Origin of the sequence: Streptomyces vulcanius (assembly GCF_042653945.1) — a bacterium.
In the GTDB taxonomy this organism is placed as follows: Bacteria; Actinomycetota; Actinomycetes; order Streptomycetales; family Streptomycetaceae; genus Streptomyces; species Streptomyces mangrovi.
On the sequence record NZ_JBHSFK010000042.1, the window covers coordinates 70,622 to 84,249 of the forward strand.

A 13,628-nucleotide genomic window follows, 5' to 3' on the forward strand; every position below is an offset into this window, starting at 1 on the left:
GCGGCGCCACAGGACCAGGTTCCCAGGGCTCCCCTCAGGATGCACTGTGCGCCTCCTCGGTCAAAGCTGTGGACATGGGCATCGAGGACTACGGCGGCGGCCAGGGCCCCCAGCCGGACGTATTGGTCGTCACCACCAACGACATTCCCGGATACCGGGTGCAGCAGGTCATCGGCGAGGTCTTCGGACTGACCGTGCGCTCGCGGCATCTGGGCAGCCAGATCGGCGCGGGCCTGAAGTCGATGATCGGCGGTGAGCTCAGGGGGTTGACGAAGACCCTCGTGCAGACCCGCAACCAGGCCATGGAACGGCTCGTCGAGCAGGCACACGCGCGTGGCGCCAACGCCGTACTGGCGTTCCGGTTCGACGTGACGGAGGCGGCGGACGTGGGCACGGAGGTGTGCGCGTACGGCACGGCGGTGGTCGTGACCCAGGAGTGAGACTGCGACTGGAGTACCGACTGGAGTACTAGGAGTCGTGCCGGGCCGCGTTCGCCGTGATCGCCTCCCTGAGGTGTTCGGCGAGGCCCGGGCGCATGGAGTCGTAGAACGCCTTGAAGCGTTCGTCGGAGAGGTACATCTCCCCCAGGCCGCGGTGCACGTCGTAGGGGCAGTCGTAGAACCAGGCGGCGATGTGCCGCCGGTGTTCCTCGGCGAGGTCCATGGCCGCCGCGCCGGCCGGCGGCTCGCCTGCGGCCATCAGGGTGGTGTAGCGCTCGCTCCAGGCGTCGACCTCGGCCTGCATGCGCTTCCAGTCGTCCTTGGTGTAGCGGGCGGCGCGGCGCTGCGACTCGGCGTACGCCTCCGTGCCGCCCCAGCGCGCTTCCGCCTCCTCGGCGTACTGCTCGGGGTCCTTGTCGCCGAAGACCTCGAACCTCTCCTCGGGTGTGAGGTTGATGCCCATCTTGCGTGCCTCCATGGCGTGTTCCACGGCCGCGGCCATCTTCTGCAGCTTCTCGATCCGGGCGGTCAGCAGTTCGTGCTGGCGGCGCAGGTGCGCGCGCGGGTCCGCCGCGGGATCGTCGAGCAGGGCGGCGACCTCGTCGAGCGGGAAGCCGAGTTCGCGGTAGAACAGGATCTGCTGGAGCCGGTCGAGGTCGGCGTCGTCGTAGCGGCGGTGGCCCGCGTGGCTGCGACCGCCCGGCCTGAGCAGGCCGATCTCGTCGTAGTGGTGCAGGGTGCGCACCGTCACGCCGGCGAATCCGGCGACCTGTCCTACGGAGTAGCTCACGTTCTCCGCTCCCTTCCGGTGTCGTGCTCCACGGTGGGTCCTCACGCCGCGTGAGGTGCAAGCCCGCACCGGACCCAGTTGCCGGCCCCGCACCGGCCCCGCACCCGCCCCGTACCGATCTCCGGATGTGGCGTCCGATTCGCCCGCTTATGGTGATCGCGTGGCCCAGGACACCGCACGGCAGCCGCCCCCCGTTCCGGCGACCCCGGCGCGCACTCTGCTGCCGTCGATCCTGCCCGCCCTGGTCGTCGGCGTGATGGCGAGCCTGCTGCTCCTGCTGGTGAGCTGGGCGGCCGAGCAGCTCGAGGACGTGCTGTGGGGCGATCTGCCGGACGCGCTGGGGGTGGGCCGGTACTCGGTGCTGTGGATGCTGGTGATGCTCACCTCGACCGGGATCCTGGTGGGGCTGGTGGTGTGGAAGGTGCCGGGGCACGCCGGGCCGGATCCGGCCACCATCGGCCTGGACGCGCCCGTGCTGCCGCTCGCCGTGCTGCCCGGCCTGGTACTGGCGACCGGGCTGATGCTCGCGGGCGGGCCGAGCCTGGGCCCGGAGAACCCGATCATCACCGTGAACGTGGCGCTCGCGTGGTGGCTGGGACACAAGATCGCACCCCGGGCGCCGGGGCAGGTATGGGTGGCGCTGGCAGAGGCGGCGACGATCGGGGCGCTGTTCGGGACGCCGGTCGCGGCGGCGCTGCTGCTGTCGGAGGCGCTGGCCAAACGGGAGACGAAGGGCGCGCTCTGGGACAACGTGTTCGCGCCGCTGGTGGCCGCCGCGGCCGGAGCGATGACCACCTACCTCGTCGACGAACCGGTGTTCGACCTGGATCTGCCCGCGCTCGGGCAGCCCGACTGGGGCGATCTGCTGGCGGCCCTCGTGATCGCGTCGGTGGCCGCGCTGCTCGGCATGGCCGGCGTGTACGTCTTCCCGTACGCGCACGCCGTGTTCCGGCGGCTGCGGCACCCGATGCTGGCCCTGCCCGTCGGTGGAGTCGTACTGGGGCTCCTGGCGGCCCTGGGCGGCCATCTGACGCTCTTCAAGGGCCTGGACGAGGTCGGGGAGATCGCGGCCGATCCCGACGGCTGGACGGCCGCAGAGTTCGCCACGATGACGGTGGTGAAACTGGCCGCGCTGGTGGTCGCCGCGTCCTGCGGGTTCCGGGGCGGGCGGATCTTCCCTGCCGTCTTCGTCGGCAGTGCCCTCGGGCTCACCGCCCACGCGCTGGTGCCGGGGGTACACCCCGCGGTCGGCGTGGCGACGGGCGTTCTGGGGGTGCTGCTGGCGGTCACCCGGCAGGGCTGGCTGAGCCTGTTCACCGCCGCCGCCCTGGTCGCCTCGCCCTCGATCATCGCCCTGCTGTGCATCGCCTCGCTGCCGGCCTGGCTGCTGGTGACGGGGCGTCCGCAGATGCAGTTGCACGCGGACGGAACTCAGGTCCGCTGACATCCGTTCATCTCTCCAGGAGGCCCGCCATGGCGTTGCACAAAGGTCCCGCGAAATCCGACGAGCGCCCGCTGTCCGTGAACCCCTTCTACGGCGAGGCCAATCCGGTCGCCGGCATGACCGACGCCCCGCCCAAGCACCGGCTGCCGGACGCCCCGATGCCGCCGTCGACGGCGTACCAGCTGGTGCACGACGAGCTGATGCTGGACGGCAACTCCCGGCTCAACCTGGCCACGTTCGTGACGACGTGGATGGAGCCGCAGGCCGCGGTGCTGATGGCCGAGTGCCGCGACAAGAACATGATCGACAAGGACGAGTACCCGCGCACGGCCGAGCTGGAGCGGCGCTGTGTGGCGATGCTCGCCGACCTGTGGAACGCGCCGGATCCGTCGGCCGCCGTGGGCTGTTCGACGACCGGGTCCAGCGAGGCCTGCATGCTGGCCGGGATGGCCCTCAAGCGCCGCTGGAGCAAGCGGAACCAGACCCCGGGGGCGCGGCCGAACCTGGTGATGGGTGTCAACGTCCAGGTGTGCTGGGAGAAGTTCTGCAACTTCTGGGAGGTGGAGGCCCGCCTGATTCCCATGGAGGGCGACCGCTACCACCTCGACCCGCAGGCCGCGGCCGACCTGTGCGACGAGAACACCATCGGGGTCGTCGGCATCCTCGGCTCCACCTTCGACGGCTCCTACGAGCCCATCGCCGAGCTGTGCGCCGCCCTTGACGCCCTCCAGGAGCGCACCGGCCTCGATGTCCCGGTGCATGTGGACGGCGCGTCCGGCGGCATGTTCGCCCCCTTCCTCGACGAGGACCTGGTGTGGGACTTCCGCCTCCCGCGCGTGGCGTCGATCAACACCTCCGGGCACAAGTACGGGCTGGTCTACCCGGGCGTGGGCTGGGCGTTGTGGCGCGACAAGGAGGCGCTGCCGGAGGAGCTGGTGTTCCGGGTGAACTACCTGGGCGGCGACATGCCGACCTTCGCGCTGAACTTCTCCCGGCCCGGCGCGCAGGTGGTGGCCCAGTACTACACGCTGCTGCGGCTGGGCCGGGAGGGCTACCGCGCGGTGCAGCAGTCCACTCGGGACGTGGCGCGGGGCATCGCCGACCGGGTGGAGGCGCTCGGCGACTTCCGGCTCCTCACCCGCGGCGACGAGCTTCCGGTGTTCGCCTTCACGACGACGCCGGAGGTGACGTCGTACGACGTCTTCGACGTCTCCCGGCGGCTGCGGGAGAGCGGCTGGCTGGTGCCGGCGTACACCTTCCCGCCGAACCGCGAGGACCTGTCCGTCATCCGGGTGGTGTGCCGCAACGGCTTCTCGGAGGACCTCGCGGACCTGTTCGTGGAGGACCTCACCCGGCTCCTGCCGGAACTGCGCCGGCAGTCGGGCCCGGTGATCCGCGACAAGGCGGCGGCGACGGGCTTCCACCACTAGGACCTGTCCGCATGCCAGGGGGACTGGTCCCCCTGGCATCAGGCGCGGGTCAGAACGGGAAGCGGCTGCGGCCGTGCTGGACCGAGATCCACTTGGTGGTGGTGAAGGCCTCCAGGGTCGACTCGCCGTTGAGGCGGCCGACGCCGGAGTTCTTCTCGCCGCCGAAGGGGACGATCGGCTCGTCGTGCACGGTCGCGTCGTTGACGTGGATCATGCCGGTGACGACCTGCTTGGCGAAGGCGACGCCCCGCTCTATGTCGCCGGTGTGGACGGCGCCACTCAGGCCGTACGGCGTGTCGTTGGCGATGCGGAGGGCCTCGTCCTCACCGTCGAAGGTGTTGATGAAGGCGACCGGCCCGAAGACCTCCTGCTGGAGCAGGGCGGAGTCGAGGGGCAGCCCGGCGAGGACGGACGGCTCGACCAGGTTGCCGGTGGTCGTACCGTGCAGCAGCGCGGTCGCGCCCTCCGTGATCGCCTGCTCGACGGCGCCCGAAACCGCCTCCGCCTGCTGGGAGTTGATCACCGGGCCGATGAGGGTCCCCGGGTCGCGCGGGTCGCCGGCCTTGAGGGTCCTCACCTTGGCGACGAACTTCTCTGTGAACTCGTCGGCGACGGACCGGTCGACCAGGATGCGGTTGGCGGCCATGCAGACCTGGCCCTGGTGCACGTAGCGGCTGAAGACGGCCGCGTCGACCGCGTAGTCGACGTCCGCGTCGTCGAGGACGACGAACGCGCTGTTGCCGCCGAGTTCGATGATGGACCGCTTGAAGTGCGAGGCGGAGACGGTGGCGACGTGCCGGCCGACCTTGTCGGAGCCGGTGAAGGAGATCACCCGCGGGATCGGGTTCTCCAGGAAGGCGTCACCGATCTCGGCGATGTCGGTCACGACGACGTTCAGCAGACCCGGGGGCAGACCCGCGTCCTCGAAGAGCTTGGCGAGGATGGTGCCGCCGGCGATCGGGGTGTTCTGGTGCGGCTTGAGCACCACGGCGTTGCCGAGGGCCAGCGCGGGGGCGACCGACTTCAGCGACAGCAGGAAGGGCACGTTGAAGGGGCTGATCACACCGACCACGCCGACCGGCTCGCGGTAGACGCGGTTCTCCTTGCCGTCGATCGGCGAGGGGATGATGCGGCCCTCGGGGCGCAGCGAGAGATGGATCGACTCGCGCAGGAACTCCTTGGCCAGGTGGAGTTCGAAGGCGGCCTTGCCGAAGGTTCCGCCGGCCTCGGCGACGAGCACCTCGCTGATCTCGGCCTCGCGCTCCTCGACCAGCCGCAGCACCTTCTCGAACACCGAGCGGCGGGCGTAGGCGTTGGTCGCGGCCCACTCCTTCTGCGCGCGGGCGGCGGCGCGATAGGCCTCGTCGACCTCGTCGACGGTGGCTATGGTGATCGCCGCGAGCTTCTCGCCGTCATAGGGGTTGAAGTCGATGATGTCCCAGGACCCCGTCCCTGGACGCCACTTACCGTCGATGTACTGCTGGGCCAGGTCCGTGAAGTAGGACGACATTGTGATCCCTCAATCCCCTGCTGCGATCGACATCACGATCTGATCACACGTCATCGTACGTGTGTTTCAGGGGAGTTGAAGGCGGCCCCCGGCCTTCTAGGGGAATCCCTAGGACAGCTGGATGAGTCCGCGCAGCAGGTCCCGGCTCGCGTCGGGGCCGGGGCTGTCCTGCTGGAGTTCCTTCAGTGCCTGCTCGTACTGGGCGACGTCCTCGGCTTTGTCCAGGTAGAGGGCGCTGGTGAGCTGCTCCAGATAGACGACTTCCTTCAGGTCGGACTCCGGGAAGCCGAGGATGGTGAAGGCCCCGGACTCGCCGGAGTGGCCGCCGAAGCCGAACGGCATGACCTGAAGCCGTACGTTGGAGCGCTCGGAGATCTCGATCAGATGCTGGAGCTGCCCGCGCATCACCTCGCGGTCGCCGTAGGGGCGGCGCAGGGCGGCCTCGTCGAGGACGATGTGGAAGTCGGGGGCGTTCTCGGCGACGAGGTACTTCTGCCGCTCCAGGCGCAGGGCCACCCGGCGGTCGATGTCGGCGGCGGAGGCGCCCTTCATGCCCCGGCTGACGACGGCGTGGGCGTACGCCTCGGTCTGCAGCAGACCGTGCACGAACTGCACCTCGTAGGCGCGGATCAGTGAGGCCGCGCCCTCCAGGCCGACGTAGGTGGGGAACCAGTTGGGCAGTACGTCGGAGTAACTGTGCCACCAGCCGGCCACGTTGGCCTCGCGGGCGAGGCCGACCAGCGCCCGGCGCTCCGCCTCGTCCGTGATGCCGTACAACGTCAGCAGGTCCTCCACGTCCCTGGTCTTGAAGCTCACCCGGCCCAGTTCCATCCTGCTGATCTTCGACTCCGACGCCCGGATGTGGTAGCCCGCCGCTTCCCGCGTGATACCGCGTGCCTCACGCAGCCGCCGTAGTTGCGAGCCGAGCAGCATCCGCCGCACCACCGATCCGGGCTCTCCCGCGCTCACCTTCGCCAGCCTCCCCAGCCGTCCTCAGGGCCCGCAGTCTGCCACTAAAACACTTCGAGCAGTACTCGTCCGATTACAGAGATGGAAAGAAGCCAAAGGATACGCACCGGGCGATGCGAGGGAAGAGAGAGGGAAGAGAGAGGAGTAGGCAAAGAACAGCCCTCGACCGACGAGAAGATGGCGGAAAAAATGGCCAAGAAGCGGTACGGGAAGGTCCATTTCGGTCACGTGCACGTGCATCTGCCCTTGCATCCGTCGTGCGCATCCGAAACCATGGTCTCGCGCCACCGCTGCATCGCAACGACCGCGAATTTCGGGAGTGCCTCGCATGGGGACGAATGGATCGACCATGCTCGAGCCGTTACGGCAGGGCCTTCCGCCGCTTGATCCCGCGGCCGTGTCCAATGCCGCGTCCTGCGCTCTGCCCGCCCGTCTCGAAGCGGTGCGCGAGGCCCGGCAGTTCACCCGAAGAACTCTCGACCAGTGGGATGTGGGCGACCGCTTCGACGACGCCTGTCTGGTCGTCTCGGAACTGGTGACCAACGCCCTGCGGCACGGACTCTCCTGCGACACCGCCCCGCGTGTACCCGAACAGCATCCGCCCGTGCGGCTGCATCTGATGCGCTGGACGGAGCGACTGGTGTGCGCCGTGCGCGACCCCAGCCGCGACAGCCCGCTGCCCCGGGAGGACGAGGACTTCTCGGCGGAGTCGGGCCGCGGTCTGTTCCTGGTGGACTCGTTCGCCGACGGCTGGGGCTGGCACCCGCTCTCGGGCACCCTCGGCGGCAAGGTCGTCTGGGCCCTGTTCCGGCTGCGTACGCCCGCGGAATAAGGAACCGCGGCACTTCCTGGTGCCGCGGTTCTACGCGCGTTGTGACCGCCAATACGCCCTTTTGTAGGACCTTTTACCCGAACTTCTCGGGGGATGCGCGGCGCCTCAGCTGGTGATCAGGTGGTCGAACTCGCCATCCTTGATGCCGAGCAGCATCGCCTCGATCTCGGCACGGGTGTAGACGAGTGCCGGGCCGTCGGGAAACCGCGAGTTGCGCACGGCGACGTCGCCGCCCGGCAGCCGAGCGAACTCCACGCAGGACCCCTGCGAGTTGCTGTGCCGGCTCTTCTGCCAGGCAACCCCGAACAGCGCGGTGGCCGTCATGCCGTTGTACACGTCGTGCTTCCCGTCAACGTGGTGGTCCACAGGTCGCTCCTAGGTGGTGCACTGGCTCGAGTGGCCATTGGTGCCGGTGATGGTCAACTGTCCCGGATCATAACCCTGTTCATGTGCAGTTGCATGAGCAGATGCACGTGCACGGGGGGTGGCTGAGCGGTTACAGCGTTGACGCCCGCTTTACCCGGCCGAAGTGGTCCAGTTCGAAACCACTCATGCACTAGGGACAGACGCACGGCACGACCGTCGTGTTCCATCCTCGACGCAGCGAAGGGGCGGAAATCAGCCGTTCCGGCGGACTCCCGGCATCCGTTCCGGGCGGTGGGCACGCCCTCCGGACGTGTGGGTTCCGCGCCCGGGGTCCGGACGGCGCGAAACAGGTCTGGACCGTTCATGCCCGGGAACGACGAACACTCGCCCCCGTGCACGACGGCGAGTGTCGTACGCGAGGGCGAGTCATGGGTGGACCCGAAGAGGAGGATTGGGTCGGATTTTCAGATGGTGAGTGAGCCGGTCACCGTCCAGTCGGCATAGACGACGGACCCGGATCGACTCGTACGACGACCTGCTCCGGCGGCGTCAGCGGCTGCCGTACGGAAGCAGGGCCATCTCGCGCGCGTTCTTGATCGCGCGGGCGAGCAGGCGCTGCTGCTGGGCGGAGACCCGGGTGACGCGGCGGCTGCGGATCTTGCCCCGGTCGGAGACGAACTTCCGCAGCAGATCGGTGTCCTTGTAGTCGATGTACAGGACGCCCGCCTGGTCGAGGGGGTTGGGCCGGGACTTGGCGGGTGCGCGGTCGGGCTTGCGGGACACGGGGTTCAGACCTCCAGGAGGGTGTCGAAGGCGGGCGGCAGCCGCCGCCAGGCGTCGGTTCCGGCGGCGTACTCGGCGTCGGTGAGCAGACAGGACTCCAGGAGCAGTTCCAGTCCGTCGCGGTCGAGGCCGGGGGATGTGAAGACCAGGTGCTGACAGCAGTCGCCGTGCTCGGGATGCCAGTCCAGCGCGGCGGCTGCGCGGCGCACCGGCGGCACCAGGTCCCAGGCCGCGTCCGGCAGGGCGGCCATCCAGGGGCCCGCCGACTCCACGCACAGGGCGCCGCCGGCGGCGTCCCAGTGGAGCAGCGTGTCGGGCTTGTCGGCGAGCCAGAACCGGCCCCGGCTGCGGGCGGCGGCGCAGGTCAGATCCTCCAGCGCCGCGTACAGCCGCTCCGGGTGGAAGGGGCGGCGGCGATGCCAGACGAACGTGCTCACGCCGTGCGCGTCGGCCTCGGCGGGGAGCAGCGCGCAGGCCGGGTGCTGGGCCGCGGCGGCGGCCTCGACGTCGAAACCGGCGAGGACGGCCGCCGCGAGCTCGGAGGAGAACTCGGGGGACGGTTGGAAGGACGGCTCGGAGCGGCCGTCCCGGACGGGGACCTGGCGGGCGGTCGGATGGAGCTGGGCGAGCAGCTCGCGGTCCTCGTCGTCGGCCTCCTCGGAGTCGACGACGGCCAGGACAGGGGCGTACTCCAGCTGCCGCGCGAAGGTGTCGGCGACGGTCCGCCGGTCGGTGGCGGCCGCGGCGAGGCCGCGTTCGGCGAGGTCGTCGCCGTTGCCCAGGCAGGGCAGCAGCAGCGCCGGGTCGACGGCGGTGACGACACCGGTGACGGTGAGGCCGCCGGACACCACCACCTCGGCCATGGCCTTGGGCTCGACGGAGTCCCACAGCTCGACGACCGCGAGCCGGGTGGTGCCGTCCTCGGCGAGCCGTCGCAGCTCCGGGACCAGGTCCTCGCGCAGGGCGCAGCAGGCGCAGTCGTTGACCAGGGGCGCCTCGCCGACGGAGAGGATCCCGTCGGCGTCGCGTACGGTGCGCACGACCGTGCCGGCCGCGGCGGTCGCCAGGTCGTGGTGGAGTACGACGCTCCCGGGGACGTCGGCCAGCAGGCGCGCGACCGTGGCCCGGCGGGCGTCGGCGTGCAGCCCGCCGACGATCACGACGGAGAGCATCAGCCCTTCTTCCCGTACCGGCGCTCGAAGCGCTCGACTCGGCCCGCGGTGTCCAGAACGCGGGCGGTGCCCGTGTAGAAGGGGTGGCTGACGTCGGAGATCTCGACGTCGACCACCGGGTAGGTGTTGCCGTCCTCCCACTCGACCGTCTTCGCGCTGGTCGCCGTCGAGCGGGTGAGGAAGGCGTAGTCGGCGGCCCGGTCCCGGAAGACGACCGGGCCGTAGGCCGGGTGGATTCCCTCGCGCATGGTCAGCGCTCCTCTCGGAAGTCGACGTGGCGGCCGGCGACCGGGTCGTACTTGCGCAGGGTCATACGGTCCGGGTCGTTGCGGCGGTTCTTGCGGGTGACGTAGGTGAAGCCGGTCCCCGCCGTGGAGCGGAGTCTGACGACCGGGCGGAGTTCGTTGCGTGCCATGCTGCTATCTTACTGAAAATGACTTCCATTAGCGACAGGCGCCGTCGATCGGCAGAGAGAGGTACGTCACCCATGTCCGCGCACTGCATGCTGACCGGGGCCCGGCCCGGTTTCGGCAACCGCATCTCCCACTCCCATCGGCGGACCTCCCGCCGCTTCGACCCGAACATCCAGACCAAGCGCTACTGGCTGCCGGGCGAGGGCCGGCATGTACGGCTGCGGCTGAGCACGAAGGGGATCAGGACGGTCGACACGATCGGCGTCGAGGCGGCCGTGGCGCGGATCCGTGCGCGGGGGGTGCGGGTCTGATGGCGAAGAAGAGCAAGATCGCGAAGAACGAGAAGCGGCAGGCGGTCGTCGCGCGGTACGCCGAGCGGCGCGCCGAGTTGAAGGAGATCGTCCGGCGGCCGTCCTCGACGGAGGCCGAACGGCTCGCGGCGCAGGCGGAGCTGCGCCGGCAGCCGAGGGACGCGAGCGCCACGCGCGCGCGCAACCGGGACCAGGTGGACGGCCGGCCGCGCGGATACTTCCGGGCGTTCGGGCTGTCCCGGGTGAGCCTGCGGGGGCAGGCGCACGCGGGGTACCTGCCGGGGGTGCGCAAGTCGTCCTGGTAGGCCCCGTTCCCGTGCCCGTGGTTCTGGCCGTACTCTCAGGCCGCCCCCAGGGTTCTGCCGGGTGCCGGCTGGTAGCTTGCCGAAGTCCTTCGGTCCGGTGACAGCTTGGAGCTTGCAGTGACTTCGGCGATCCACTCGCACGGTACGTCCCGTCGGCCGCTGCGGGCCGTGGCGGCAGCCGCCGCGCTGGCGGGCGCGCTCACGCTCACGGCGTGCAGCAGCGACAACGGCGGGTCCGACGCGGCCTCCTCGGCCCCCGCGAGCCCGACCGCGACGGCCACCGCGACCACCGGGGGGTCCTCCGGATCGACGGCCGCCGCGTCCAGCGAGCTGGCGGGCAGCTGGCAGACCACGGTGGACGGCAAGGCCGTCGTGCTGATCGTCAACGGGAAGCAGGCCGCCCTCTTCGCGACCGGCGGGACCGTGTGCAGCGGGACCGCCGGGGAGGAGGCGGGGATGAAGATGATCCACCTCGTCTGCACGAGCGGCGCGAAGGACCGCACGACCGGCATGGTCGACTCGGTGTCCGGCGACTCCATGAAGGTCACCTGGACGGGCGAGACCGGCGAGGAGACGTACACCAAGGCAGCCGACGGCCAACTGCCGTCGGGACTGCCGACGGCGGGGCTCGGATAGGGGCGGGAGCTCCGGGCCGCGCGGGGTGCGACGAGCGGGCGTGGCGTGCCGGCCCGCGGGGGCGCCCGTGCGCAGGAGCGCGGAGCGTGTCGGCGGGGCGCGACGAGCGGGCGGGAATCCAGGCGTGCCGGCTTGCAGCGGCGCCGGGCGTGCCCGTGCACGGGAGCGCGGGGCGTGTCGGCGGGGCTCGGGCGCGAGGTGCGACGAGCTGGCGGGGACTCCAGGCGTGCCGGCCGGCGGGTCACGAGGTGGGACGAGCTGGCGTGGGCGCGACGTGAGACGAGCTGGCGAGGGGTGTGTCGGCGGGGCGTGGGCGGGGACTCCAGGCGTGCCGGCCGGCGGGGGCACGAGGCGGGACGAACCGGCGTGGGGTGTGTCGGCGGGGCGTGGGGTGTGGAGGCGGGCGCGGGCGTGGGGTGAGGGGTGGGGGCGCGCGTGGGGGTGGTTCGCGCGTGCGTGATGATCCTTTGAGCACCGTCGAGCACCTCAGGGGACACTTCATGCGCGCCGTTCCGATCACTGTGACCGCCCTCGCCGCGGCCCTCCTCCTCACCGCCTGTTCCGGCGGCGACAACAGCGACGACAGCGGATCGGGCGGTACGGAGAGCAAGGCCGCCGGTGCCGCCTGCGCCCTCGGCGATCTGACCCAGCAGGTCGACGCCAGTGCCGCGCCGGCCGCCGGGGACACCGGCACCGTCACCGTCACGATCACCAACAAGGGCGCCGAGTGCACCCTGGACGGCTTCCCGACCGTCGACCTCCACGCCGGCGACACGTCCGCGACCGTGCCGAAGGACGAGGCCGCCGAGGCGCAGAAGCTGACCCTCGCGGAGCAGGGCACCACGTCCTTCACGATCACCTACGCGCGCGGGGCGAGCGGCGCCGAGAGCCTCGCCGTGAAGACGGTGAAGTACAGCCTGCCGGGAGCCACCGAGGCCGAGAGCTTCAACTGGTCGTACGGCGATGTCGCGCTGAAGGGCGAGAGCGCGCCGGACGCCTCGGTGAGCGCGTTCCAGCAGGCGGGCGACTGAGAGACCGCCCGGCCCGCCTCAGGGCAGCCGGGGCCGGGAACGCATCTGCGCACGGTCGGCGGCCTCGGCGCCCTCCGTCCAGCCCGCCTCGTCGCCGACGCCGCGCAGCCGGGTGGTGACCGTGTCCGGGAACATCCGGTCCATGGTCTCGGTGACGGCGACCTCGCGGGTGGCGAGGACCGGGAGCAGGTCGCCGCCCGCCTCGGTCCCGGCGGCGGCGGAGATCTCACCGAGCCGGGTGCCGATCCGGTGCGCGTAGGCGGCGAGGAAGGACTGCCGGAAGGTCTTGGTCCGCCTGCGCCCGCCGGCCCGCTGCGCGGCTTCCGCCTTCGCCATCGCGGACTGGGCCTGCACCAGGAGCGAGGTGTAGAGCAGTTCCACGGCCGCCAGGTCGGCCTCGAAGCCGACGACCGTGGAGAAGGCGAACGGCTCGTTCCACACCGCGCGGCAGTGGTTCGCGCCGGCGACCGCGTCAAGGAGGACCGCCTTCGCCTCCTCGTACGGCGGTTCCACGCCGATCCGGCAGGCTCCGGGCGCGTCCGGGTCCGGGGCCTGCGCGTCGAGCAGCGCCTCGTCGACGCTGTACCGGGCCATCAGCTCCTGCGCCTTCGCGGTGAGCGCCTCGGCCTCCTGGGGGTAGCCGGTCGCCTCCGCCTTGGCGAGCAGCGCGCGGATCCGGGTCGGCATGCGGGAGTCGGAGCGGCGGCCGGTCCGCTGCTGCCGCTCCTGGAGGGGTTCGAGGGCGGGCAGGCGCAGCAGCAGGCGGTAGAGCTCCAGGACCGCGGTGGCGTGCGTGAAGCGGTCGGCGCGGGGCGGGGCACCGGCGGGCAGGTCCGCCAGCTGGGCCGCCCAGCGGGGGCCGCGCGGCGCGTGCGTATCGTCCCGCGCCTGCGCGCGGATCAGTCCGGCGACGAGGAGTACGTGTACGTCGTCCAGTTCGCGCCGCACAATCCGTACGGCGTCGGCGGGCTGCCAGTGCCGCCGCCAGATGGCCGCCAGGAACTCCGTGCCGCGCCGCGCGAGTTCGGCGTCCGCGGCGGGGTCGGCGGCGAGAAGGGAGGCGCCGGTGTCGAGGGCCGTTTCGGCGGTGTCGTACAGGGCGGCCCGGAAGGCGCGGTCGACGACCGTGGTGGGGGTGCTGCTCACCGGTAGATCGTGACACGCGCGCGTGCGGGCATGGCCGACACGTTCGGGAC

General features: G+C 71.0%; 17 protein-coding genes. 8 read left to right on the forward strand and 9 right to left on the reverse strand.

The window, feature by feature from the left end:
• Nucleotides 1-74 precede the first annotated feature (74 nt).
• Nucleotides 75-440, forward strand: a complete 366-nt coding sequence (locus ACFPIH_RS43985) for a YbjQ family protein (protein WP_381184441.1) — start codon at nucleotides 75-77, stop codon at nucleotides 438-440.
• Between the two features lie 28 nt (nucleotides 441-468).
• On the opposite strand, the gene ACFPIH_RS43990 is transcribed toward ACFPIH_RS43985, so the two are convergent.
• On the reverse strand, nucleotides 469-1,230 hold the full coding sequence (locus ACFPIH_RS43990) for a MerR family transcriptional regulator (RefSeq protein WP_381184444.1): 762 nt from the start codon (nucleotides 1,228-1,230) through the stop codon (nucleotides 469-471).
• Between the two features lie 160 nt (nucleotides 1,231-1,390).
• On the opposite strand from ACFPIH_RS43990, the gene ACFPIH_RS43995 reads away from it, so the two are divergent.
• Nucleotides 1,391-2,674 (forward strand): ion channel protein, encoded by a 1,284-nt coding sequence (locus tag ACFPIH_RS43995; RefSeq protein WP_381184447.1) that lies wholly within the window; start codon nucleotides 1,391-1,393, stop codon nucleotides 2,672-2,674.
• 29 nt (nucleotides 2,675-2,703) lie between these two features.
• Nucleotides 2,704-4,104 carry a glutamate decarboxylase gene (locus tag ACFPIH_RS44000; RefSeq protein WP_381184450.1) on the forward strand — a complete coding sequence of 467 codons (1,401 nt, stop codon included), beginning with the start codon at nucleotides 2,704-2,706 and terminating at the stop codon, nucleotides 4,102-4,104.
• A gap of 49 nt (nucleotides 4,105-4,153) precedes the next feature.
• Here ACFPIH_RS44000 and ACFPIH_RS44005 read toward each other — a convergent pair whose 3' ends face one another.
• Nucleotides 4,154-5,614 (reverse strand): aldehyde dehydrogenase family protein, encoded by a 1,461-nt coding sequence (locus tag ACFPIH_RS44005; RefSeq protein ID WP_381184453.1) that lies wholly within the window; start codon nucleotides 5,612-5,614, stop codon nucleotides 4,154-4,156.
• A gap of 108 nt (nucleotides 5,615-5,722) precedes the next feature.
• Nucleotides 5,723-6,547, reverse strand: a complete 825-nt coding sequence (locus ACFPIH_RS44010; RefSeq protein ID WP_381184538.1) for a helix-turn-helix domain-containing protein — start codon at nucleotides 6,545-6,547, stop codon at nucleotides 5,723-5,725.
• A 364-nt stretch (nucleotides 6,548-6,911) separates the two neighbouring features.
• Here ACFPIH_RS44010 and ACFPIH_RS44015 point away from each other — a divergent pair, with 364 nt between their 5' ends.
• Complete coding sequence (locus tag ACFPIH_RS44015; protein ID WP_385878791.1) at nucleotides 6,912-7,415, forward strand: ATP-binding protein; 504 nt, start codon at nucleotides 6,912-6,914, stop codon at nucleotides 7,413-7,415.
• Nucleotides 7,416-7,520: 105 nt separating this feature from the next.
• Here the strand turns inward: ACFPIH_RS44015 and ACFPIH_RS44020 are convergent, their stop codons facing one another.
• The 5 genes from ACFPIH_RS44020 to rpmG all read right to left on the reverse strand — a co-directional run bounded on the left by ACFPIH_RS44020 (nucleotide 7,521) and on the right by rpmG (nucleotide 10,151).
• On the reverse strand, nucleotides 7,521-7,739 hold the full coding sequence (locus ACFPIH_RS44020; RefSeq protein WP_381184541.1) for a DUF397 domain-containing protein: 219 nt from the start codon (nucleotides 7,737-7,739) through the stop codon (nucleotides 7,521-7,523).
• A 591-nt stretch (nucleotides 7,740-8,330) separates the two neighbouring features.
• Nucleotides 8,331-8,564 carry a 30S ribosomal protein S18 gene (gene rpsR / locus ACFPIH_RS44025; RefSeq protein WP_381184459.1) on the reverse strand — a complete coding sequence of 78 codons (234 nt, stop codon included), beginning with the start codon at nucleotides 8,562-8,564 and terminating at the stop codon, nucleotides 8,331-8,333.
• 5 nt (nucleotides 8,565-8,569) lie between these two features.
• Nucleotides 8,570-9,736, reverse strand: a complete 1,167-nt coding sequence (locus tag ACFPIH_RS44030; protein WP_381184462.1) for a CobW family GTP-binding protein — start codon at nucleotides 9,734-9,736, stop codon at nucleotides 8,570-8,572.
• The gene (locus tag ACFPIH_RS44035) at nucleotides 9,736-9,984 is read right to left on the reverse strand and encodes a type B 50S ribosomal protein L31 (RefSeq protein WP_381184466.1); all 249 of its coding nucleotides are present in this window, start codon (nucleotides 9,982-9,984) and stop codon (nucleotides 9,736-9,738) included. The genes ACFPIH_RS44030 and ACFPIH_RS44035 overlap by 1 nt, the downstream gene beginning before the upstream one ends.
• A gap of 2 nt (nucleotides 9,985-9,986) precedes the next feature.
• Entirely contained in the window at nucleotides 9,987-10,151 is a 165-nt protein-coding gene (gene rpmG, locus ACFPIH_RS44040) for a 50S ribosomal protein L33 (RefSeq protein WP_007383717.1), read from the reverse strand.
• A gap of 72 nt (nucleotides 10,152-10,223) precedes the next feature.
• Between rpmG and rpmB the strand changes: the two genes are divergently transcribed.
• The 4 genes from rpmB to ACFPIH_RS44060 all read left to right on the forward strand — a co-directional run bounded on the left by rpmB (nucleotide 10,224) and on the right by ACFPIH_RS44060 (nucleotide 12,432).
• A complete protein-coding gene (gene rpmB, locus ACFPIH_RS44045; protein WP_381184470.1) occupies nucleotides 10,224-10,460 on the forward strand; it encodes a 50S ribosomal protein L28 in 237 nt (78 codons plus the stop codon).
• Entirely contained in the window at nucleotides 10,460-10,765 is a 306-nt protein-coding gene (gene rpsN / locus ACFPIH_RS44050; RefSeq protein WP_381184473.1) for a 30S ribosomal protein S14, read from the forward strand. The genes rpmB and rpsN overlap by 1 nt, the downstream gene beginning before the upstream one ends.
• 117 nt (nucleotides 10,766-10,882) lie before the next feature.
• A complete protein-coding gene (locus tag ACFPIH_RS44055; protein ID WP_381184476.1) occupies nucleotides 10,883-11,401 on the forward strand; it encodes a hypothetical protein in 519 nt (172 codons plus the stop codon).
• A gap of 500 nt (nucleotides 11,402-11,901) precedes the next feature.
• On the forward strand, nucleotides 11,902-12,432 hold the full coding sequence (locus tag ACFPIH_RS44060; protein ID WP_381184479.1) for a DUF4232 domain-containing protein: 531 nt from the start codon (nucleotides 11,902-11,904) through the stop codon (nucleotides 12,430-12,432).
• Between the two features lie 18 nt (nucleotides 12,433-12,450).
• Here the strand turns inward: ACFPIH_RS44060 and ACFPIH_RS44065 are convergent, their stop codons facing one another.
• On the reverse strand, nucleotides 12,451-13,578 hold the full coding sequence (locus tag ACFPIH_RS44065; protein WP_381184482.1) for a DUF2786 domain-containing protein: 1,128 nt from the start codon (nucleotides 13,576-13,578) through the stop codon (nucleotides 12,451-12,453).
• Nucleotides 13,579-13,628: the final 50 nt, after the last annotated feature.

What these genes read in the sequence shown, in the direction of transcription:
- ACFPIH_RS43985 (WP_381184441.1), top strand. Translation starts at nt 75, where the DNA reads ATGGGCATCGAGGACTACGGCGGCGGCCAGGGCCCCCAGCCGGACGTA.
- ACFPIH_RS44000 (WP_381184450.1), top strand. Translation starts at nt 2,704, where the DNA reads ATGGCGTTGCACAAAGGTCCCGCGAAATCCGACGAGCGCCCGCTGTCC.
- ACFPIH_RS44005 (WP_381184453.1), bottom strand. Translation starts at nt 5,614, where the DNA reads ATGTCGTCCTACTTCACGGACCTGGCCCAGCAGTACATCGACGGTAAG.
- ACFPIH_RS44010 (WP_381184538.1), bottom strand. Translation starts at nt 6,547, where the DNA reads ATGCTGCTCGGCTCGCAACTACGGCGGCTGCGTGAGGCACGCGGTATC.
- ACFPIH_RS44015 (WP_385878791.1), top strand. Translation starts at nt 6,912, where the DNA reads ATGGGGACGAATGGATCGACCATGCTCGAGCCGTTACGGCAGGGCCTT.
- ACFPIH_RS44020 (WP_381184541.1), bottom strand. Translation starts at nt 7,739, where the DNA reads ATGACGGCCACCGCGCTGTTCGGGGTTGCCTGGCAGAAGAGCCGGCAC.
- ACFPIH_RS44030 (WP_381184462.1), bottom strand. Translation starts at nt 9,736, where the DNA reads ATGCTCTCCGTCGTGATCGTCGGCGGGCTGCACGCCGACGCCCGCCGG.
- ACFPIH_RS44035 (WP_381184466.1), bottom strand. Translation starts at nt 9,984, where the DNA reads ATGCGCGAGGGAATCCACCCGGCCTACGGCCCGGTCGTCTTCCGGGAC.
- rpmG (WP_007383717.1), bottom strand. Translation starts at nt 10,151, where the DNA reads ATGGCACGCAACGAACTCCGCCCGGTCGTCAGACTCCGCTCCACGGCG.
- rpmB (WP_381184470.1), top strand. Translation starts at nt 10,224, where the DNA reads ATGTCCGCGCACTGCATGCTGACCGGGGCCCGGCCCGGTTTCGGCAAC.
- rpsN (WP_381184473.1), top strand. Translation starts at nt 10,460, where the DNA reads ATGGCGAAGAAGAGCAAGATCGCGAAGAACGAGAAGCGGCAGGCGGTC.
- ACFPIH_RS44060 (WP_381184479.1), top strand. Translation starts at nt 11,902, where the DNA reads ATGCGCGCCGTTCCGATCACTGTGACCGCCCTCGCCGCGGCCCTCCTC.